Source organism: Candidatus Poriferisocius sp. (assembly GCF_965208355.1).
Taxonomy (GTDB): Bacteria; Actinomycetota; Acidimicrobiia; order Acidimicrobiales; family Bin134; genus Poriferisocius.
In genome coordinates, this window is the sequence record NZ_CBDBOM010000003.1 from 1,241,778 (window position 1) to 1,262,555 (window position 20,778).

Annotated in this window: 16 protein-coding genes and 1 tRNA gene; 10 read left to right on the top strand and 7 right to left on the bottom strand. The window is 65.8% G+C overall.

Going from position 1 to position 20,778, the window contains the following annotated elements; translation table 11 throughout:
• Positions 1-55: 55 nt before the first annotated feature.
• Positions 56-733, top strand: coding sequence for a uracil-DNA glycosylase (locus ACOGXH_RS07020; RefSeq protein WP_419928396.1), 678 nt, complete (start codon positions 56-58; stop codon positions 731-733).
• Between the two features lie 50 nt (positions 734-783).
• Positions 784-1,185, top strand: coding sequence for a hypothetical protein (locus ACOGXH_RS07025; protein ID WP_419928397.1), 402 nt, complete (start codon positions 784-786; stop codon positions 1,183-1,185).
• Between the two features lie 42 nt (positions 1,186-1,227).
• Here the strand turns inward: ACOGXH_RS07025 and ACOGXH_RS07030 are convergent, their stop codons facing one another.
• A complete protein-coding gene (locus ACOGXH_RS07030) occupies positions 1,228-2,358 on the bottom strand; it encodes a Coenzyme F420 hydrogenase/dehydrogenase, beta subunit C-terminal domain (RefSeq protein ID WP_419928398.1) in 1,131 nt (376 codons plus the stop codon).
• Positions 2,359-2,566: 208 nt separating this feature from the next.
• On the opposite strand from ACOGXH_RS07030, the gene ACOGXH_RS07035 reads away from it, so the two are divergent.
• The 5 genes from ACOGXH_RS07035 to ACOGXH_RS07055 all read left to right on the top strand — a co-directional run bounded on the left by ACOGXH_RS07035 (position 2,567) and on the right by ACOGXH_RS07055 (position 8,907).
• A complete protein-coding gene (locus ACOGXH_RS07035; protein WP_419928399.1) occupies positions 2,567-3,121 on the top strand; it encodes a hypothetical protein in 555 nt (184 codons plus the stop codon).
• 32 nt (positions 3,122-3,153) lie between these two features.
• Positions 3,154-4,575 carry a flotillin family protein gene (locus ACOGXH_RS07040; RefSeq protein WP_419928400.1) on the top strand — a complete coding sequence of 474 codons (1,422 nt, stop codon included), beginning with the start codon at positions 3,154-3,156 and terminating at the stop codon, positions 4,573-4,575.
• A gap of 173 nt (positions 4,576-4,748) precedes the next feature.
• Complete coding sequence (locus tag ACOGXH_RS07045; protein WP_419928401.1) at positions 4,749-6,731, top strand: hypothetical protein; 1,983 nt, start codon at positions 4,749-4,751, stop codon at positions 6,729-6,731.
• A gap of 229 nt (positions 6,732-6,960) precedes the next feature.
• Positions 6,961-8,199 carry a DUF222 domain-containing protein gene (locus ACOGXH_RS07050; RefSeq protein ID WP_419928402.1) on the top strand — a complete coding sequence of 413 codons (1,239 nt, stop codon included), beginning with the start codon at positions 6,961-6,963 and terminating at the stop codon, positions 8,197-8,199.
• A gap of 261 nt (positions 8,200-8,460) precedes the next feature.
• Positions 8,461-8,907 carry a hypothetical protein gene (locus tag ACOGXH_RS07055; protein ID WP_419928403.1) on the top strand — a complete coding sequence of 149 codons (447 nt, stop codon included), beginning with the start codon at positions 8,461-8,463 and terminating at the stop codon, positions 8,905-8,907.
• Between the two features lie 46 nt (positions 8,908-8,953).
• Here the strand turns inward: ACOGXH_RS07055 and ACOGXH_RS07060 are convergent, their stop codons facing one another.
• On the bottom strand, positions 8,954-9,988 hold the full coding sequence (locus tag ACOGXH_RS07060) for a hypothetical protein (protein WP_419928404.1): 1,035 nt from the start codon (positions 9,986-9,988) through the stop codon (positions 8,954-8,956).
• Positions 9,989-10,100: 112 nt separating this feature from the next.
• Between ACOGXH_RS07060 and ACOGXH_RS07065 the strand changes: the two genes are divergently transcribed.
• A complete protein-coding gene (locus ACOGXH_RS07065) occupies positions 10,101-11,261 on the top strand; it encodes an IS481 family transposase (protein WP_419927323.1) in 1,161 nt (386 codons plus the stop codon).
• A gap of 53 nt (positions 11,262-11,314) precedes the next feature.
• Here the strand turns inward: ACOGXH_RS07065 and ACOGXH_RS07070 are convergent.
• A tRNA-Arg gene (locus ACOGXH_RS07070) sits at positions 11,315-11,390 on the bottom strand.
• Positions 11,391-11,416: 26 nt separating this feature from the next.
• Here ACOGXH_RS07070 and argS point away from each other — a divergent pair.
• Together argS and lysA are read left to right on the top strand one after the other, a co-directional pair.
• Positions 11,417-13,063 (top strand): arginine--tRNA ligase, encoded by a 1,647-nt coding sequence (gene argS / locus ACOGXH_RS07075; RefSeq protein ID WP_419928405.1) that lies wholly within the window; start codon positions 11,417-11,419, stop codon positions 13,061-13,063.
• Between the two features lie 9 nt (positions 13,064-13,072).
• The gene (gene lysA, locus ACOGXH_RS07080) at positions 13,073-14,341 is read left to right on the top strand and encodes a diaminopimelate decarboxylase (RefSeq protein ID WP_419928406.1); all 1,269 of its coding nucleotides are present in this window, start codon (positions 13,073-13,075) and stop codon (positions 14,339-14,341) included.
• On the opposite strand, the gene ACOGXH_RS07085 is transcribed toward lysA, so the two are convergent.
• The 4 genes from ACOGXH_RS07085 to ACOGXH_RS07100 form a co-directional block, all read right to left on the bottom strand.
• Positions 14,338-18,528 carry an FtsK/SpoIIIE domain-containing protein gene (locus ACOGXH_RS07085; RefSeq protein ID WP_419928407.1) on the bottom strand — a complete coding sequence of 1,397 codons (4,191 nt, stop codon included), beginning with the start codon at positions 18,526-18,528 and terminating at the stop codon, positions 14,338-14,340. The genes lysA and ACOGXH_RS07085 overlap by 4 nt on opposite strands.
• 57 nt (positions 18,529-18,585) lie before the next feature.
• Entirely contained in the window at positions 18,586-18,840 is a 255-nt protein-coding gene (locus tag ACOGXH_RS07090) for a WXG100 family type VII secretion target (RefSeq protein WP_419928408.1), read from the bottom strand.
• A gap of 108 nt (positions 18,841-18,948) precedes the next feature.
• Positions 18,949-20,223 (bottom strand): amidohydrolase family protein, encoded by a 1,275-nt coding sequence (locus tag ACOGXH_RS07095; protein ID WP_419928409.1) that lies wholly within the window; start codon positions 20,221-20,223, stop codon positions 18,949-18,951.
• Positions 20,224-20,324: 101 nt separating this feature from the next.
• Entirely contained in the window at positions 20,325-20,687 is a 363-nt protein-coding gene (locus ACOGXH_RS07100) for a hypothetical protein (RefSeq protein ID WP_419928410.1), read from the bottom strand.
• Between the last annotated feature and the right edge of the window lie 91 nt (positions 20,688-20,778).

The window sequence follows — 20,778 nt, forward strand, 5'->3', positions numbered from 1 at the left end:
GGTGTCGCTGCCTCTGAACAATTCTTGACAGCCATTGTCTTCTATCTTGGCGGTAGTGGGCTCAACAGACACATTTGACGAACTTTCCGCCGATGTTATCGCCTGTCGCGCCTGCCCCCGGCTGGTGGCTTGGCGCGAGGAGGTGGCTGCGGTGAAGCGGGCCGCCTATCGGGACTGGACCTATTGGGGCCGGCCGGTGCCGGGATTCGGCGACCCCGACGCTCGTATCGTGGTGGTGGGTCTGGCGCCGGCGGCCCACGGCGCCAACCGCACCGGGCGAATGTTCACCGGCGACCGGTCGGGGGACTTCTTGTATGCCTCGCTGCATCGGATGGGGCTGGCCAACCAGCCCGACGCCACCGACCGTGACGACGGGCTGGTGCTGAGCGACGTGTACATCACCGCCCCGGTACGCTGCGCGCCGCCCCAGAACAAGCCCACCCCCGCTGAGCGGGACGCTTGTCGCCCCTTCCTGGTGAGGGAGCTGGAGCTGTTGAGTCGGGCCCGGGTGTTTGTGGCCTTGGGGGCCATCGGCTACGGGGCGGTGGCCGCAGAGTTGGGGATGCGGCCCCGGCCCAAGTTTGCCCACGGCTTGGAGGCGCCCGCTCCCGGTGGGCCAACAGTGGTGTGTTCGTATCACGTGAGCCAGCAGAACACCTTTACCGGCCGGCTCACCGAGGACATGCTCGACGGGGTGTTCGCCCGGGCCATTGCGCTGGCCGACACGGTGTAGCCCCGGGAATGGTTCGCGACTTCGACGGATCGGGCGATACCGTTGGGCCCGTGACGAAGACCCGTTTGCTGGCGATTGTGGCTGCGCTGATTCTGGTAGCAGCCGCCTGCGGCAGCTCCGGCGCGCCCACTTCTTGGGACGACAATGCCGAGGACTATTGCCCGAGCGGAGGTGAACCCTGTGAGTCCGATGTTGAGCCCAACGTGGGCCAGCCCGAGCGGAACTTCCGCGATGGATGCAGGGAAGCCGGCAAAGACGACCTGGACCAGCAGGTTCAAGCGAATTTGGACGATGTGTGCAAGTGCGGCTTCGACCGGATCAGGGACAGCTTGACCTTCGAGCAGTTCAAAGAGCTTGACGACGATCTGCGCAGCAACATCAATGCCGACTTGACCGAAGAGGTGAGCCAGATCATGCGCCAGTGCATCTTGGAGGAATCGGGGCTGGGCTAGCAGCCCGCTGAGGGCAGATGCCCCCTCAGACTCCTACCCGGCTCAGACCCCTACTCGGACCGCGCTCTCGGCCCACTCGGGCCAGCGCTGGCGGCTCTTGGCGGCCAGCTTGTGCATCAGGGCCACCGCGCCCGGGTCGTCGTCGCCGGGGCGGGCCTGGATCACCCCGTCGTCCAGCATGGCATTGATAACGGCTCGCCCCAGTTCGGTGCGGACCACGGTGAGGGTCCAGTCGGAGAGATCTCCGATGCCCCCGGTTGAGATGTCGGCGTGCTCGGCAGCGAAATCAGGGCAGAGGTTGCAGCCCTCCCGGGTCCAGGCGTGGCACTCCTTGAGGTTGATCTCGTGGTAGTCGCCGTTCTTCATCCACACCTGGAACACGCCCTTGATGTTCATCTTGGCGATCTGGTCGGTGGGCAAGCCGTACTTGACCCAGAACAGCTCCTCGAACATGGAGTCGTCGAAGCTCTTTGAGCACAGCAGCCCGATGTTCAACTTGATGGGACGGCCCACCTTGCCCACCTTGCGGTTCCACATCACCGGTCCGATGGAGGTCTGACAGCTCATGCCCACCAGGGCCAGGTTCTCCAGCCCTCGCTCCTTGGCCTCCCGGTAGGCCAGGGGGTTGGCCGAATACGTGTAGCGGCTGCCCGCGCCCCGCAGCACCTCTTCCCGGTTGACGGCCAGGCCCGGCACTGCCTTCCAGCCGTCGGTGTCGCCGCCCTCCAAAAATGAGGTGAGGGCGCCGTCGATGACGTCGTTCTCCAGGCACCAGATCAAGATGGCCGACACCAGCCCGCCGTCTTGGCCCACCTCGTACACGTAGTCGTCGCTGGCTCGCACCAGCAGGATGTCGCTGTAGATGCCGGAGACCTCTTCCTCGGTGCGGATGCGCCCAAACAGGTGCTCGTCGGCCTCGGCCTCCCAGGTGCGGAACCGGGGACAGGCCCGAGTGCAGGAAGTACACCCCTTCTGGCCGTGGATGCAGTCAGACAGGCCCAGCTCCTCCTCCAGGTGGAAGGGCTTGTACTGGCCAGGCTCGTGCTTGTAGCCGATCACATCATGAGGGCAGGCGATCACGCAGCCCGCGCACCCCGTGCACAGCCCGGTGTCGATGACCTCCTCGTAGAGTTCCTTCCACTGGTGCTTCCAGCGAACCTTGGCCTCAGCCACCCTGAAACTTTGCCACGCCCAGCATGTGATTTGGTCATTCAAAACGCATTTGCCCAGCAAGGCGCCATGGAGGAGGGGCCGGGAGGCAATGGCCGGAAAAGCCGGTAGGATGGCCGTTAAGGAGGCCCAAACCGCAGGCCAGCGCCAGATTGAGCGCCAGACTGCGCTTCGGACTGCGAGATAGCGAGATAGACGGGAGGAACAACAGATGGGCGACTGGTGGGACGGCCTGACCGGCGACCTACAGGTCTTCTATCTGATCGGCGTTATTGCCGGCGTCTTCCTCATTCTCCAGCTCCTGTTGTTGGGCTTCGGCGTCGGCTCCGACCTCGACATCGATCTTGACGATGAGGGCGCGGGAACGGGGTTCCTGTCCCTGCGCAGCCTGACGGCGTTTTTCTTCGCCTTCGGCTGGACCGGCGTTTTGATGAAGGAAGCAGACAGCTCGACCGCGGTCTCGGTGATCGTGGCCATTGCGGTGGGGCTGGCGGTGTTCTTCGCCGTAGCCTTCATGTGGCGCAAGTTCTCCCAAATGGAGGAGAGCGGCTCAATCGACTACCAGAGCGCGGTGGGCGTCATCGGCACCGTATACCTGCCGATTCCGGCCAACCGCTCCATGCCCGGCAAGGTTGAAATACTCATCCAGGGGCGGCTCCGAGTGATCGACGCCTACACCAACTCGGACGGCGACCTCCCGGCTCAGACCCGCGTCACCGTGGTTTCTGTGGTGGACCAGTCCACCGTCCTCGTCAAACCCCTGTAACTCATCTGATTTAGACCCGAAAGGACCTTTTGATGGCTGCTATAGCCCTTGTTGCTGGCCTGATTGTCATTCTTCTCATCGCGCTGCTGTGGATATCTTCCCGCTACAAGCGCTGCCCCTCCGACCGCGTGCTGGTGATCTACGGCCGGGTGGGAGGACAGGGCCAGTCGGCCCGGTGCCTCCACGGAGGCGGTGCCCTGGTGTGGCCCGTCATCCAGGGGTATGCCTTCTTGGACCTCACCCCGCTGCCGATCGAGATCAAACTCCAAGGCGCCCTGTCGCAGCAGAACATCCGGGTCAACACGCCGGCCACGTTCACGGTGGGAATCTCCACCGAGCCCGGCGTGATGCAGAACGCCGCCGAGCGGCTGTTGGGGCTGAGCCTGGAAGAGATCGAGAACCTGGCCCGAGACATCATCTTCGGCCAGATGCGGGTGGTCATCGCCACCATGCCCATCGAGGAGATCAACGCCGACCGGGAGAAGTTGATCACCAACATCACCGAGTCGCTGGAGATCGAACTGCGCAAGGTGGGTTTGCGGCTCATCAACGTCAACATCCAGGACGTAACCGACGAGTCGGGCTACATCGACGCCCTAGGACGCGAGGCCGCCGCCCGGGCCATCAACGAGGCCAAGATCAAAGTGGCCGAACAGGAGCGCGACGGCGATATCGGCGCGGCCGAGGCCCAGCGCGAGCGGCGCATCAGGGTGGCTGAGGCAAACGCCACCGCCACCGAGGGCGAGAACGAATCGCAGGTGGTGATCGCCAACTCCGACAGCACACGCCGCCAGCAGGAGGCCGAAGCCGAGCGGGCCGCGGTCACCGCCGAGCGGGTCACGCAGGCCCGTGCGGCCGAAGAGTCGTTTGCCGCTGAAGGGCAGGCCGAGCAGGCCCGTGCTTCCCGTGACAAGGCCTCGCAGGAAGCCGACATCGTGGTGCCCGCCGAGGTGGAGCGCGAGCGGGTCCGCACGCTGGCTGAGGCCGAGGCCGACCGCATCAGGCTGGTGAAGGGAGGCGAGGCCGACGGTCAGCGCTTGCTCATGGAAGCCGAGGCACTGGGCTTGCTGGCCCTGCTCACCCGCCGGGCCGAGGGTCTCGGTGCGCTGGTGAACAACGCCGGTGGCAATCCTCAGCTGGCTGCCCTGCTGCTGGTTGCCGAACAGATGCCCAACCTGGTGGCCGAGCAAGTGAAGGCCATCTCCAATCTGAAGATCGACCAGGTCACGGTGTGGGACTCCGGCGGCAGCGACGGCAGGACTGGCAACAGCACCGCCAACTTCCTATCCGGCCTGGCCAGCTCCCTGCCGCCGATCCACGACCTGGCCGCCCAGGTCGGCATCAAGCTGCCCGCCTACCTAGGTGAGCTCGACGATGAGTCCGCCCTCGAGCGACTGCGTGAAATCGCCGACCAACTCGACCAGCCCAGCACCGAGGACTCACCGGGCGAGTAGACCAAGCTAACTCTGGCGCCCACGGCACCGGGCAGCCCTCCGCAGCCGCCCGGTTCAGTGAAGGGAATCCAATGCACTCAGCCGGGTCGCTGGAACTTTGTTGGCTGTCTGAATAGCCCTTAGCCTGCCGACCTATGCCCGCCCCATACAGCCTGTTCAATCAGCGTCTTCCAATGGGCGTGGTTGCTGTGCTCGCAGTCGTGGTGGGCTTGTTGGTGTCGCATCTCGGCGTTGTTGGGGCTAGCGCGCAACCTGAACCCGAGTCCCAGCCCACTCCCCAAGATATTCAACACCGCGACCAGCTAATCGCCAACCAGGAGAACCTGCTGAACACTTACCGGTGCATGTTCGGGGTTGATGTCGACGCGGTCCCGGGGCAGTGCCCGAACCCCATGGTCGTCTCCCCCGGAGCCACGCCAGTAAGCCCCACCCAACAAGACCTGGCGGTGCGCGACCGGCTCATCGCCGATCAAGAAGATCTGCTCAACGTCTACCGCTGCCGTTTCGACGTCGACACCCAACTCGTACCCGGCGGCTGCACTGACCAACCCGACCCCCAACCAACCGGCCAACCAGCAGCCGGATTTATCGCCATCTCAGCTGGCGGCGACCATTCGTGCGGAATCAGAATCGACCAAACCGCCGTCTGCTGGGGCCACAACGGTCTCGGGCAGGCGGACGCGCCCGCAGGCGCGTTCACTGCCATCTCCGCCGGCGGCGGCCATTCGTGCGGGATCAGGGCCGACCAAACCGCCGTCTGCTGGGGCCACAACAGTCACGGGCAGGCGGACGCGCCCGCAGGCGCGTTCACCGCCATCTCCGCCGGCAGCGGCCATTCGTGTGGGATCAGGGCCGACCGCACCGCCGTCTGCTGGGGCAATGGCAACTCCGGGCAGGCGGACGCGCCCGCAGGCGCGTTCACTGCCATCTCAGCTGGCGGCGGCCATTCGTGCGGGATCAGGGCCGACCGCACCGCCGTCTGCTGGGGCCACAACGGTCACGGGCAGGCGGACGCGCCCGCAGGCGCGTTCACCGCCATCACAGCTGGCGGCGGCCATTCGTGCGGAATCAGAACCGACAGCGCCGCAGAATGCTGGGGCCACAACGATGACCTTGACTATGGGCAGGCGGACGCGCCCGCAGGCGCGTTCACCGCCATCTCCGCCGGTAGCGTCCACTCGTGCGGGATCAGAGCCGACAACACCGCAGAATGCTGGGGCTCCAACGCTCTCTGGCAGGCGGACGCGCCCGCAGGCGCGTTCACCGCCATCTCCGCCGCCACCGGCCATTCGTGTGGGATCAGAGCCGACCGCACCGCCGTCTGCTGGGGCCACAACGGCTTCGGGGAGGCCGATGCGCCCGCAGGCGCGTTCACTGCCATCTCCGCCGGCGGCGTCCATTCGTGCGGAATCAGAACCGACAACACCGCAGAATGCTGGGGGGACCGTTACAAACTCGATCGCTCCGAGGTAGACGCGCCCGCAGGCGCGTTCACCGCCATCTCCGCCGGCGGCAAACATGCCTGCGGGATCCGGGTCGACAACACCGCAGAATGCTGGAGCTACAACTTTCACGGGCAGGCGGACGCGCCCGCAGGCGCGTTCACCGCCATCTCCGCCGGCGGCCATTCGTGCGGGATCAGAGCCGACAACACCGCAGAATGCTGGGGCTCCAACGCTGTCGGGCAGGCGGACGCGCCCGCAGGCGCGTTCACCGCCATCTCCGCCGCCACCGGCCATTCGTGTGGGATCAGAGCCGACAACACCGCCGTCTGCTGGGGCCACAACTTTCACGGGCAGGCGGACGCGCCCGCAGGCGCGTTCACTGCCATCTCCGCCGGCGGCAACCATGCCTGCGGGATCAGGGCCGACCGCACCGCCGTCTGCTGGGGCCACAACAGTCACGGGCAGGCGGACGCGCCCGCAGGCGCGTTCACCGCCATCTCCGCCGGCGGCGGCCATTCGTGCGGGATCAGGGCCGACCGCACCGCCGTCTGCTGGGGCAATGGCAACTCCGGGCAGGCGGACGCGCCCGCAGGCGCGTTCACTGCCATCTCAGCTGGCGGCGGCCATTCGTGTGGGATCAGGGCCGACCGCACCGCCGTCTGCTGGAACTGGACGACGAACCTTCCGGCAGGCGTTTCCTGGGTGTTTTGAGCCCAGAAGCGTCGGCGGGGATGAGGCCCCGAGAGCGAGTCGAGAATTTGGAGCGCACGCGGATTGAACCTCGCCGGGCATTGCGCAGGCTCTCAAGATCCCTGGGTTTGGTGGAGTGGCGATGTTGGAGTCACGCTGCCATTTCCGACGCTCACATGAGAAGGCCATTGTGGGGTTGACCTGGGAAGTTCGGGGGGAATGTGTCACTGGGGCCGGTATAATTTCATCCATGGAAGTTGCGTTGAACCCCGGTGCAAAGCCTGGAACGAACGGCGCTGGTGCGGGTTTTGGTTTCCCGGATTTCTCTGAGGCAGGCGCTTCGGAGTTGTTGGGGTTGATGGGCGAGGCTGATCTGTTTCGCCGCCGGGCCGAGGGCTATCTGGTCGGCCTTGTGGTCCGCTACGGCGAGTTGGAGGGCCCGGGCGCGGCGGCGACGGTGTGCCATCAGCTCGGTATCAGCGCCTACCGGGCCCGCCGGCTGGCCAAGACGGCCCAGGGTGTCGCGGTCATGCCCCAGTTACTGGACGCCGTGCAAGACGGGCGCATCTCCGCCGACCATGCCGGGCTGGTGGCCGAGTCGCACAAGCGGGCGCCGATGAGCAAACAAGACCAACAAGAGCTGTTGGCGCTGGGTGGCTGGCAGGGCCACGACAATTTCAAGAAGACAGTCGCTGCCCGCGAAGACCAGCGCCGCGCCGACGACGGGATGGGACGCACCGAGCGCCAGCGGGCTCGCCGCAGCGCCAAGGTGTTCGACGGGGCCGGTGGCATGGTTGTGCTGCACGCCGAGTTGGACCAGGAATCCGGAGAGCGGGTCAAGATCGCCCTTGGCGCCATGAGCACCAAGATGCTCGGCAACGACATCGCCTTCGACCCCATCCGCACCTTCGAGCAGCGCAACGCCGACGCGCTGGTCGCGCTCATCACCCAACAACCCGCCGACTCCCCAAGCACAGCAGCGGCGGGCGGGCCCGGCTGCGGGATCCGACCGCAAAAGACGGTGCTGGTGATCTCCGCCGACTACGACGCCATCAACGGCCAGCTCCAAAACGCCGGGCTGATCGACGGGACGCCCATCGAGCTCGACGAAATCCGCCGCCTCGCCTGCGACGCGCACATCGTGCCGATGATCTTCGCAGCCGACGGACAGCCCCTCTATATCGGCAGAGCCCAAAGAGCTGTCACTAAGGCCCAAAAGCTGGCCCTGTACCGCAGAGACCGCGGCTGCGTCGGCTGCGGCATCAGACCCCAGGCCTGCGACGCCCACCACATCCAACCCTGGGATCACAACGGGCCCACCGACATCACCAACCTCGTGCTGCTGTGCCCTCGCTGCCACACCAAAGTCCACAAACTCGGCCACACCGTCGAACACGACATCGAAACAGGCCGATACCGCCTCCAACCCCCACCCCGACCCAGCCCCAAAACCCACCCGCCACCCGCTGAACAACTAAGAGCCGCCTAATCACCCGCCCCGACACGGCCACGATTGATTGCAGCTGAGGACCAACGAATTCGCGATCCAGCCCCGCCAATTTCCTCTCTGGCCTGGCCATCTCTCTGACACCCATCCACGACCTTGTCGCCCAAGTGGGGGTCAAGTTGCCCGCCTACTTCGGCGAGGCGCCCGACTCAGTGGCGGACCTTCACGTCTAGCCAAGACGCAAAGGCCCTCCGATAGGGGCGTGATACCGTCGCTTGCGTGGGGTCTCCTTTGAACAGACGCATGGCTGTCGTCATGTGCTGGTTAGCGGGGCTGTCCGCCCTGCTTGCTGCCATCGGAGCACTTCTGCCCTGGGCGACTGTTGAGGGTCCCATATCCGACTTCTTCGTTGAGGACTCCGACACGCCGGAGACCACAGTGCTGGTCGGCGCGGCGGTTGGCGCTGTGTCTGCGGCCGCGTTCGCGCAGTGGAGAAAGAGGATGATCGCCGCGCTGGGCCTGCTGGCTGGGCTGGTGATCACTTTGGTCGGCGCGATCAATCTCGCCGAGGGCGGGGTTGACGCCCCGGACTTCATGGACACATCGCCGGAGCCGGGGCTCTATATGGTCGTGGTCGGCGGTGCCGTCTTGGCCGTTTCCTCGGGGTATCTCACCATCAAGAGGCAATCGAGTAAGCCGGTAGGCGAAGGCGGCGAACACTTGATCGGCGGCGAAGGCTCAGACGGCTAGCTCTGCGGCTGATTCGGACTCGCTGGGAGTCCGGAGTCGGGCTGTCTCAACTGCATTCAGGCAAGTACTCGTGCCACTCTTGGGTGCGGTCGTCGGCTGTTGGCGGAGGCGGGGGCACCTCAAGGTCGGCGTTGGGTTCATAGGCGACCCGAGTTGCCAAGATCATTTCGGCGGATCCAAATATCTCCATTGCTTCTTGGCGTTCTTGTTCGCTGAATTCGGCGCTGAAGCTCTCGGACTCGGCAAGGCCGGCAAAGATGCCCGAGTAGTCTTCCGTGGTCCACAGAACGCTCAGCAGACCCTGCCGGTCAAGCTCGATCACCACCTCAGCGGTGTTGGTCTCAAAGACCCGGATAAAGAGCTCGGTCAGCTCATCGAGATCTTCTGGGGAGGAAGCCATCTCCAGAGAGGCGGCTTCGCAACGAGCCTCATTTTCAACGTTGCCGCCCAATGCCTCGATGAGCTTCGCCGACGTGGTTGTGCCGACAAAGGTGGGGGGATCATCAGACGTCTGCTCAATCGTGATCAACGCCGCGGGAAGGCTCACCGCCATCTCGCTCAAATCGGGACTTGAAGAACCCGCAACTGCATGCATGAGTTCAGAGCCTTCTGCCTCAAGGGAGGCCAGGTCGACGAAGAACACCCCCGGCTCCATGTACCCCATATCGGCATCAGGTTCTGCGTCGGCCAGCGGCTGAAGGGCCGTGGTGTCCATCACGATCCGATCTTGGTCGAGCCACATCTCAAATTCGAGATCGTCCCATTCACCTAGCGGGAATCCGAACACCGACTCAAGCAACGTCGATAGATCGATCCTGCAGTATTCCCTATCGGAGCTCACCTCACACACAAATGCGGGACTCCCCTCGTCGAGTCCAGAGGAAAGCTCGACTCCCGCAATCTTCAACTGCAGACCGACTGATAAAGACTCCCTATAACTGGACGCCTCCGCGGTATCAGCCAGCGCCGCGCTCAGCAACCCGATTGTGGTCACGCTGGTGTCGTCGGTGCCCCTACCGCATCCCGCGGCGAGCAGCCCAACGGCAATCACCCCGGCCAGCGTCCTCCGAATCCAAATCATCTACGCAGACGCTACTACCGCCTAAAGCGCCCACGGCAGTGTGTTGGTTCAGGACATAGGAACCTTATGTCGCGAGACATAGGAACATCGCGGCGGCGGTCCAGGGTGGGGGATGTCGAGGGCCCGCTTGGTGATCACCGCTGTCGTTGTCGAGGGGCGCACGCACGCCGATGTCGCCGCCCAGTACGGCCTTTCGAGGTCATGGGTCACCCGTTTGGTCGCCCGGTACCGCGCCGAGGGGCCTGCCGCGTTCGAGGCCCGGTCCCGGCGCCCCAACACCACACCGACAGCGATTTCGCCCGAGGTTGTGGAGCTGGTCGTGAACCTGCGCTCAGAGCTCGCCGCACAAGGGCTCGACGCCGGGCCGCACACCATCTGCTGGCACCTCGCCCAGCGCCACCAGATCACCGTGTCGCCGGCCACGGTCCGGCGCCGCCTCGTCGAGCTCGGCCTCGTCGAGGCCAACCCCAAAAAGCGGCCCCGATCGTCCTACACACGCTTCGAAGCCGATCTGCCCAACGAGTGCTGGCAGTCCGACTTCTGCCGCTGGGCGCTCGCCGACGGCTCGACTGTCGAGGTCATCACCTGGCTCGACGACTGCTCCCGCTACGCCCTGTCGGTCACCGCCCACCGGCGCATCACCGGCCCCATCGCGGCGGCCACATTCGACCACACGTGCGCTGACCACGGCATTCCCGCCTCCACGCTCACCGACAACGCCATGGTCTACACCACCCGCCTCTCCGGCGGGAAAGGCGGCCGCAACGCCCTGGAGTCCCGCCTCGCGGCCCTCGGCGTCGCCCAGAAGAACTCCAAGCCCAACTGCCCCACCACCTGCGGCAAAGTCGAGCGATTCCAGCAAACCCTCAAGAAATGGCTCAAAGCCCGAACCCCGCCCCACAGCCTCGACCAGCTCCAAACCCAGATCGACGAATTCACCCGCACCTACAACCACCACCGCCCCCACCGATCCCTCGGACGCTCAACCCCAGCCGCCGCCTACACCCGACTCCCCAAAGCCACACCCCACCAAAACAGCGACAGAACCCACTACCGCGTCCGACGCGACCGCATCGACAAATCCGGCACCGTCACCATCCGCCACAACGGCAAACTCCACCACATCGGCATCGGCCGAGCCCACAAACACACCCCCGTCATCCTCCTAGTCGACGGCACCCACACCAGAGTCATCGACCACACCACCGGCGAACTCCTACGACAACCCCACCTCGACCCCACACGCGACCACCAACCCCGCCACAAGAACTGACAAACACCCCGCCGCGCAGGTTCACAAGGTTCCTATGTCTCGCGACATCACACTGGCGCCCACGGCAGGATTCGAACCTGCGACCCCTTGCTCCGGAGGCAAGTGCTCTATCCCCTGAGCTACGTGGGCAGTAACTGGGTGAGTATAGCTAGCGGGTGGCCTCTACCATTGTTGAGTTCATGGCCGACATCCGCACCTCCCTCTCTGATGCGCTACGCGCCGCGCTCGTGGCCACCGGCATCGACCTACCTGGCGACTTTCAGGTCGGGTTGGAGCGACCGGCGCGGCGTGAGCACGGCGATTGGTCGTCCAACGCCGCGCTGGCCATCGCCAAGGGCGTCGGGCGCAATCCCCGGGAGCTGGCGGGGGAGCTAGCCGCTTGGCTGGAGGAGAACCGGCCTGAGCACGTGGCCGAGGTGAGCGTGGCTGGCCCCGGATTCGTCAATTTCAAGCTGGCGCCGAGTTGGCTGCACAGCGTCGTGCTCGATGCGGTGGCGCTCGGCACCGAGAGCTACGGGCGTAAGAACCTGGGCCAGGGTCGCGCCGTGATCGTGGAGTTTGTCAGCGCCAACCCCACCGGACCGGTTCACGCCGGCCACGGCCGGGGAGCGGCCTATGGCGACGCGGTGGCCCGGCTGCTGGAGTGGTGCGGTTACGCGGTGCAACGGGAGTTCTACATCAACGATCGGGGCACGCAGATGGATCTGTACGGTGCCTCGCTAGCTGCCGTCCGGGCCGACGAACCTGTGCCCGAGGACGGCTACAACGGCCAGTACATCGCCGAATGGGCTTCGGAGATGCCTGCCGATGCCGATACCCGCCTGTGGGGGAGGGAGCGGGCGCTGGCCGATCAGCGGGAGGTTTTGGGTGAGATGGCGGTGGCGTTCGACACGTGGTCGAGCGAGCAGGCGCTGGTGGACTCGGGGGTCATCGACACCGCGCTGGCCGCCCTTGACGCCGCCGGGGCTTCATACGAGGCCGAGGGGGCTCTGTGGCTGCGCTCCAGCGACCACGGCGACGACAAAGACCGGGTGTTGATCAAGTCCGATGGCGAGTACACCTATCTGCTGCCCGACATCGCCTATCACCGCGACAAACTTGATCGGGTCGGCTCTGATGGCCTGCTCATCAACGTGTGGGGGGCCGACCACCACGGGTATGTGGCCCGCATGAAGGCGGCCATGGCCGCGCTGGGCTGCGATCCCGCCAGTTTGGAGGTGGTGGTGACCCAGCTGGTGCGCCTGGAGTGCGACGGGGAGGAAGTGCGGCTGTCCAAGCGCACCGGCGACATCATCGAGCTGCGCGAGGTGATCGATGAGGTGGGGGCCGACGCCGCCCGGTTCACCTATCTCCTCCAGTCGATGGACACCGCGCCGACCTTCGATCTGGCCAAGGCGGCCGCCCAGGTGATGGAGAATCCGGTGTTCTACGTGCAGATGGCCCACGCCCGGGTGTGCTCTATCGCGGCCCGGGCCCAAGCCGACGGGGTGGAGCGGCTGAGCGTCGACCAGGTGGATCTGGGCGTGCTGGTCCACGAACGGGAGCTGGAGATGATGCGCCAGCTCTCCACGCTGGGCGAAGTGATCGCCGCCGCGGCCGAAGAGCGGGCCCCGCATCGGGTCACCGCGTGGCTGCGGGACTTCGCCGCTGCGGTTCACAGCTTCTACCACGACTGCTACGTGGTGGGCACCGGCATCGCCCCCGAGCTGACCCAAGCTCGCCTCGTGCTGATTGACGCCGCCCGGGTGGGACTGGCCGTCGGCCTCGGCACCCTGGGCGTTAGCGCACCGGAGTCGATGTAGGGAGTAGTTGTGTCAGCCTTGCCCCCGTACCTTCTGCCCGACAACGCCTCGGTGGGCGACGACGGGCGTTTGTCTATCGCCGGGTGCGATGCGCTCGAGTTGGCCGGGGAATTCGGCACGCCGCTGTTCGTCTACGACGAAGACCACATGCGGGAGCGGTGCCGCCAAGCCCGGGCGGCTTTCGGCGGATCGGTGGCGTATGCCTCCAAGGCGTTCCTGTGCTTGGCCATGGCTCGCCTGGTTCACGAGGAGGGGCTCGATCTGGACGTGGCCACCGGGGGAGAGCTGCGTGTGGCCCAGGCCGCGGGCTTGCCCGGTGATCGGCTGGTGATGCACGGCAACAACAAGTCGGCCGCCGAGCTGGCTGCTGCGGTCGAGGCCGGGGTGGGTCGCATTGTGGTGGACTCGTTTGACGAGCTCGACCGGCTCGACGAACTCCATGCCTCCACCGGGGCCCGCCCCCAGGTGCTGTTGCGGATCACTCCGGGGGTGGAGGCTCACACCCACGAGTACGTGACCACCGGGGTGGACGACACCAAGTTCGGATTCACCGCGTCCACCGGATTAGCCGACGCCGCCATTCGCCGAGCCCGGGAGGCCGACTCGGTGGAGCTTTTGGGATTGCACGCCCACATTGGCAGCCAGGTTTTCGAGCTGCGCTCCTTCCAACGGGCGGTGGAAGTGATTGCTGGCTTCGCCCATCCCTACGGGCTGCCGGAGCTGTCGCTGGGCGGCGGTTTGGGCGTGGCCTACGTGGAAGGGGAGTCGGCCCCCACCATTGCCGAGTGGGCGGCGGCCATTGGCGAGGCCTGTGCGTCGGCCGGCTTCACGGCTCCAGTGAGCGTGGAGCCGGGCCGATCCTTGGTGGCCGCGGCGGCAATCACCCTCTATGAGGTGGGAACCATCAAAGAGCTACCCGGCATTCGCACCTACGTTTCGGTTGACGGAGGGATGAGCGACAATCCCCGTCCGGTGCTCTACGACAGCGGCTACGAGACGTTTCTTCCCCGGGCCACCGGCCGCGACCGCGACAAGACGGTGCGAGTGGTGGGCAAGCACTGCGAGTCGGGCGACCTGTTGGTGCGTGACGGCCGAGTGCCCGGTGACATCGCGGTGGGCGACATCCTGGCCACCCCGGTGACCGGTGCCTATGGCCACTCCATGGGCTCCAACTACAACAAGGTTCTCCGCCCCGCCGTGGTGTTCGCCCGCAACGGCGATGCCCGCCTAGTCGTCCGCCGCGAGACATACGAAGACCTCCTCCGCAACGACGTCTAGCGCTCTTCTCCGGCGGATACATCGGCGATCTGGATGATGGAGGGTTGGCCGTTTTGGATGAGGTAGCCGCGTCCGGGGAGTGATGGGAGTGCGGGGCGAGTGGGGAGTTGGATGGTGAACAGGTCGCCGTCAAGAGGAGTGGGTTGGAGGAGGACGCCGGTGCGGGAAAAGCGGATCTCGGCTGTCCAGTGGCCGTAGGCGGTGCGGAGGCGGTCGGCTCGGCCGGCGGCCACGATGTGCAGGCCGGGGCCGCTTTCGGTGGCCAGTGCCTTCAAGTCGCCGTCAGGGTCGTCCACCGTCTCGGCGCCGTCGATCAGCACGAGGGTCGGGGGATCGGCTGTTGCTGCCGCGGAGAGGAGTTCATCGACGTTACTGGCCGCTACATGGATGTCGGGGCAGTCGGCTAGCGGTGTCCCCGGTTGGGCCAATGCGGCAATCCGCCCTCCCGCGCGGGCTGCGGCTGCGGCCAGCAACACCAGTGCCGAAGACCGTCCTGACCGGGGTGGCCCCAGGATGAGAGCGTGCTCGCCGGCGTAGAGGGTGAGGCCGACGGGGGCCAGGGTGTCGTCGCTCAACCCCAGGGGCAGATACCAAGGGGAACCGCTCAAGCGGGCCTTGTCCAGCCGGGCGGAGTCGACTGATGCGGGCAAGCTCTCCACCGGCGGTGGGCCACCGGATTGGGGGCAAGTCGCAGCGATAACGGCAATTGCAGCAACCAGTCCGCCGACGGGAATCGCCACTTGGATCTCAAGGCCCGACGGGACGGCGAACCCCCGACCCGGAGGCAGGGTGGCCGGGTCGTCCACGGACACACCCCACTGGCGATACAGGGCAGGGTCGCCCAGGCGGAAGACGAAAGTCTGAGGGGTGGCGGCCTGGATGGCCCGGCTCGCCTTGGACAGTTGGTCGACGGCTGCGGCCAAGAACACTCCGACAGCCGGGCCTTCGGCCCACACCCGCTCCAACGTGGCCAGCAGGGCGTGGTCGGCCACGGTGTCCAAGCTCTTGGTAAGGCCGCCCCAGTTGTCGATCAAGCCCAGTACCAGCGGGAGCGACGGCTGCTCCCCGCCTGCCTCCGATCTGCTTCGGCCCAGCCGCCGGTCGAGGTCGTCTTCCAGCCGGCGGATGAGCCGCCGGATGCGGTCGCGTTCGTCGGGGCCCACCACCGCCCCGCAGTGGGGTAGGGCTTCCAAAGGGGCCAGTTGCCCTGTACCGGAATCTATGGCGTAGAGGTGGCACTCGCTGGGCTGGTAGCGAGTAGCCAGGGAAACGGACAGCGATTCCAGCGCGGTGGTGGTGCCGCTGCCGGGATTGCCCGCGAAGAGGACATTGCCCTGGTCAGGATCCCAAGTGGCAGGGTATTGACACTGCCGATTGGGGTCGTCGGCCAAGGCGAAAGCCACGCCGGTGCTGACAGCCGGCATGTCCAGTGCCAACTCGTTGAGCGAGACCACCGATGGCAGGGGATCGGGCCAGGGCCGACGAGGCGGGACGCCTTTCCAGCTTTCCCAGGCCAAGTTCGCTGCTGCGGCCAGCCGGGCCAGATCGCTGGGGGCTTCATCATCAGAGACGGGCGCGGGCGGGAGCGAGGGAATGCCGTCGGGGGCCGGGATGACCCGTGGGCCCCGCTGGGCGGCGGTGACCCCGGTCACCAGGGCGCATTGGAACTCCACCAACTCGCCGGGTCCGAAGCGGGCGAAGGCGCGACCGGGTTGGTGTCGGCCGATGGCGGCGGCTTCGGGGCTGTCGAGCACGTCGACCGAGTCGGCGGCATCTAGCACTCGAAGGGCGATCCGCAGCGCAGTGTTGGTGCGGATGTTGGCGCTGACCGCCCCGGCGGGGCGCTGGGTGGCCAGCACGAGGTGCATGCCCAGGCTGCGTCCCCGCTGGGCCACGTTTACCAGCGAGTCCATGAATCCGGGCAGCTCCGCGGCCAGGGCGGCAAACTCGTCGATGATCACCACCAGCCGGGGCAGTGGCGGCCAGGGCTGACCTGTCTCCGTCTTGGCCCGGGACCGATAGTGGGCCAAGTCGGTGGCTCCCCGATCCCGGAGCACTTGTTCTCGGTGGCGGAGTTCGGCCTCCAGACACCGCAGAGCCCGCTCGGCCAAGCGGTCGTCAAGATCAGTCACCAGCCCGACTACGTGAGGCAAAGAGGCGCATTGGTCGAAGGCGCTGCCGCCCTTGTAGTCCACCAGGACGAAGTTCACCTGTTCTGGCGAGTAGGTGGCGGCCAAAGAGGCCACCATCGTTCGCAAGAGCTCGCTTTTGCCCGACCCGGTGGTTCCGCCGATAAGGGCGTGGGGCCCGTCGGCGGCCAGGTCGGCCAGCACGGGACCGTGTCCATCGGCGCCGATGGGGGCGGCCAGGCTGTCGGCGAGGCAATTGGCCTGCCAGCGATCGGCAACCGCCTCAGCCAGGGCTGTCGATGCTGGCTCCTCTTCGCGGCCAACAATTTCGAGCATTTCCAGGAGCGATGTGTTGTCGGGGATGGCGGAGTCGGCGCCGAACTGCTCGGGATCTTCGAAGCGGGCCAGCTTCTGAGCCGTATCGCGGGCCAGCCTCAAGCTCATTCCGGAGGCCAGCACCGAGGGGTGAACATGGGCAGCCTGAGTCACATCGACCACACCGGAGGAATCGCGGGCCACGATGACGACCGTGGCAGTAGCGGGGAGTTGGTCCACGCTGGGAGCCAGAACGATGGCTGAGACCGGCCCGGCGGATTTCTGAAACAGGGGACGCATCGGAGCGCCTCGTCCGGTGGCCAGGTTCTCCCCGTCAGCGATCACCAGCAGTTGCGGCCAATGGGCGTGGCCTTGATGGTTCCAGGCTTCGGCAAGCTCGGATGCCATCTCTGCGGCGGCCGAGCGGCTGTTGGCGATCAGCCGGGCGCTGCCGATGGCGGGGTGGGCGGTATGGGGGAGCCAGGCGGTCCAAGACCAAACGGGGAAGGTCACCTCGTCGGCGGCCACTAGGACCGCGAGGTCGGCGGGACCATGCCCGGCGGCTGCCTGGAGGAGCAGCCCCCGGGCCATGGCGGTGGTGGCTGACCGAGGTCCCACCAAGCCGAGCAAACGGCCGGGTCCCAGGTCCGCGGCGATGGGTACGTCGGGCAGCGGACCGAGCTCATTGAGCGCAGCAGCAGCACCATCGGCGATGTGCGCTCCATCGGCTGCCAACTCGGGATCGAAAGTCCGGGGACCATGAGCGATAACCAGCGACATGAAGTCTTCGTCGGCCGGCCTGCGCTCCCATAGCCGCACGCTGGGCAGGCAGACCCTCCTGACCGCTTCGGCGAGATGGGAATGCAACTCGCGAAGACGGGTGATCTCCGCCGAATGAGCCGCTTGGGCCGCAGCTTGGAATTCGACCAACGAGGCTTGAGCTCTTCGCTGGGAGCGTCCGTGCTCAGAGCGGTCCCGGCGACGGCCATCAACCCAACTCGCTCCCATCATCACCGGACTGAGCAGGGCGAACAGTGCCATATAGGGGCTGTAGAGCGCAGCCATCAGCAAACCGACCAACAGTGGGCTGGCTAGGGCCGCCCAGCCGAACACCGCCCTCCGGGGCGATCTGGTCGGCTCGCTTGATGGCGTTGCCAGGGGGTCGGGCTGTTGGGGGAGTGGCGTTCGGGGAGGACGGTTGAAGGCAATGCGGCCTGAGGCGGTGCGCCCCAAGACGACAGCTAGTCGATTCGGCCGATCGTCGGGTGACTCGGACACTTGGACCAGGGCATTGCCCAGCCGGAACGGCTTGGACACCTCTTCTGTTGTCGGCGGGTCTTCTCCCCGCCGAACAAAAACCTGTTGGTCTTGTCGCTCGACCCGGACATGTTGGGGACGCAGTCCGATACCCGACAGGGTCACGTCGGCTTCGGGGGACCGCCCAACAGACACGCCCTCCGGGGCCATGGGGAATCTCTCACCCGAGCACAACCCGCCGATAACCTCCAGCGTCCACCCCGGCTGGTCGGGCTCTCGACCGGGGAGCACTCCCACTCGGGCGCCGTCCACTATCTCTGTTTCGTCAAGGCGGCTGTCGGCGGAAAACCATTGGTCGCCGACCCACAGGCCAGAACATGGCTCATGCAACCCCAAGGACTCGGCCAATTCACCGACAGTGGCTATCGGCGGACCAGAGACCAATACCTCTTGGTTGCCCTCTGGTCCCTCGAAGAGCAGGCGCACGGGTGGAGCGATGCGGGGTCAGCCAGGGCAGCCCCGGATTGTCGACGGGCCGGTCCGTCAGATCGAGTCGAGGGCCGTGATGGTGTTTTGGCGTTCGAGGCTCACCGCGGTGGACAGTTCGACGAGCGCCTCCTGCAACTGTCCGAGGGAGGGAGACCACTGCTCATGCCACGCGCCCCGGAACCGCTCGGAGCGACTACCCGTCCAGGTGGTGCCCTCCAGGGTGGCGGTCAAGCGGGTGCGGAGATCTTCCACTTGGCCGGCGAAAGCGGTGAATTGCTGCTGGAGGTGGTCCATTTCCTCTGTGTTCATGGTCAAAACAGACACGCTGGGGCCTTTCTGTCGGCTGATCCCTCGGACGGATCAGTTCCGGGCCCTTGTTAGTCGGTATTTATTGAAATATCAAGAGATATATGGAGACTACTGAAAGCCACCGTTGGCGGTGTGCTCGTCGAAGGCGGCCTTGACCCAAGAGAGGTCATCTGCGGCGACCCGCCTGCGGATCAGGTCGGCGTCGATTCCGTAGACCCGGGCGGCATTCAGCCCGAGGATCTTCTCTTTGATGTGGTCGGTGAGTTCCGGATAGCCGTGACGTTGCCGTAACTCCTCGGGTATCTGAAAGGCCCGGAAGGCGTCGATGAGGGGTTGGGGCGATCCGTACCAAATCGAGTCGCTGCCCCACAGCACATTGTCCTCGCCAACCGCGTTGAGCAGTTTGCCGATCACGTGGGCCGCCTCCCGAGGCCGACGCGACAGCACATACCAGGTGCTCCCCAACTCGGCGTAGACGTTGGCGCCGGGCCCTATTCCGGCTTCGTGCAGGCTCTTGATCAAGCGGTCGGTGCCGGCGGGTGTCTGCTCGTCGTAGGGGCCTTCTTCAGAGTCTCCGATCGGTGTCTCATAACCCGAGTGGTAGACGAGGAAATCAATGTCGGGGAAGCTGGCTGCGGCCGGGCCGATGTCGGCCGGCGACCCGGCCCGAGCCAGGGCGCTCAGCCCCTTGTGGGCACAAACAATGCCCACCCCCAGTTCCCGGCTCCTTTCCAGGAACGGCAGTCCGCACTCTTCGTCGTCGAGGCGCCATCCCGGCTGATCCCCCCACCCGGCAATGGTGTAGACCTTCCATCCCGCTGGCTTGCTATGCGCCATCAGCGATTCCATCTGATCCAACTCGCCCGGTGCATTGGGATGGACGATGGAGTGGTTGATCAGCCGACCGGTGCCCGCCAATCGATCGATCAGCTCGCGGGTGGCGGCGATTTCGGGATTGGTGAGGATGCTGTGGCGGTCGTCGCCGGGCGTGCAGGTGAGCACCGCGACAGCGGTCTCGCTCTCCAGAAAGACGTGACGCAAGTAGTTGCCCAGATCGAGATGGATGGCCGGATCGAGCCCTTGCCAGCGATCGGGGACCACGTCGCGAATGAACCCCATGATTCCCTCGACGCCGGGGGCCTCGGCCCGATGGCGGGCGACGTAGTGCGTCTGGACATCGATCACCAGCTCGCTGCCCCCGAACACCGCTTCGGCCGCTTCCGGATCGGTCTCGGCTTGCGGGTCGATCTTGTAGTAGCCCCCGCCCCAGGCCTCGTCGATGGCCCTCAGCGCCGTGGCCGTGCCCCTTCGGCTGGCTGAGAAGTCGTGCTGCTCCCAGAGTGTGTCTCCAGCAGCCTCGGCCCGCTCCACTGCTCGTCCCACGGCCCAGAGATCGCGCCTGGACCAAGCCAGGGGCCAGTACTCGTCGTTGCTTCGACGCTGCAAGAGCACCGGGATCGGCAGGAATCGGACAGGCGGGATAGCTATTGAAAATAGCTCACTTGCAGCTCGAGTTCGCGGGCTTCCTCCCGCAAGGCGGCCTCAGCGGCCATCTCAACCCGAGCGGCGTCGGCATACAGCTCATCGGCTCGGGCCAGGAGTCGGCGGGCCACCTGCTCGATCTCGTAGCGCAACCGGAGCAGGTGGCTGTGCTGCTGACGAAGACGGAGGCGGCTGGCGTCGGCAACGGCCGAGAGCCAAACGTCCGGCCCGTGTCGGGCCACTGGGCCATCGAGCACATGGTCGAGTCCCCGCCAGACCCTGTCGACGTCGGCCCGGACCTGCTCGCAGGCGATCGCCTGGCGTCGCAGATCATCGGCCAGGGAAAACAACTCGTAGGAAGACATGTGTCATCTAAAATACATTGTTTAGATTGAAAAGCAATGAAGACTCTTCGGTCGGGGAAATCTGGTTAGATTGACCAGATCCACCCGGTAC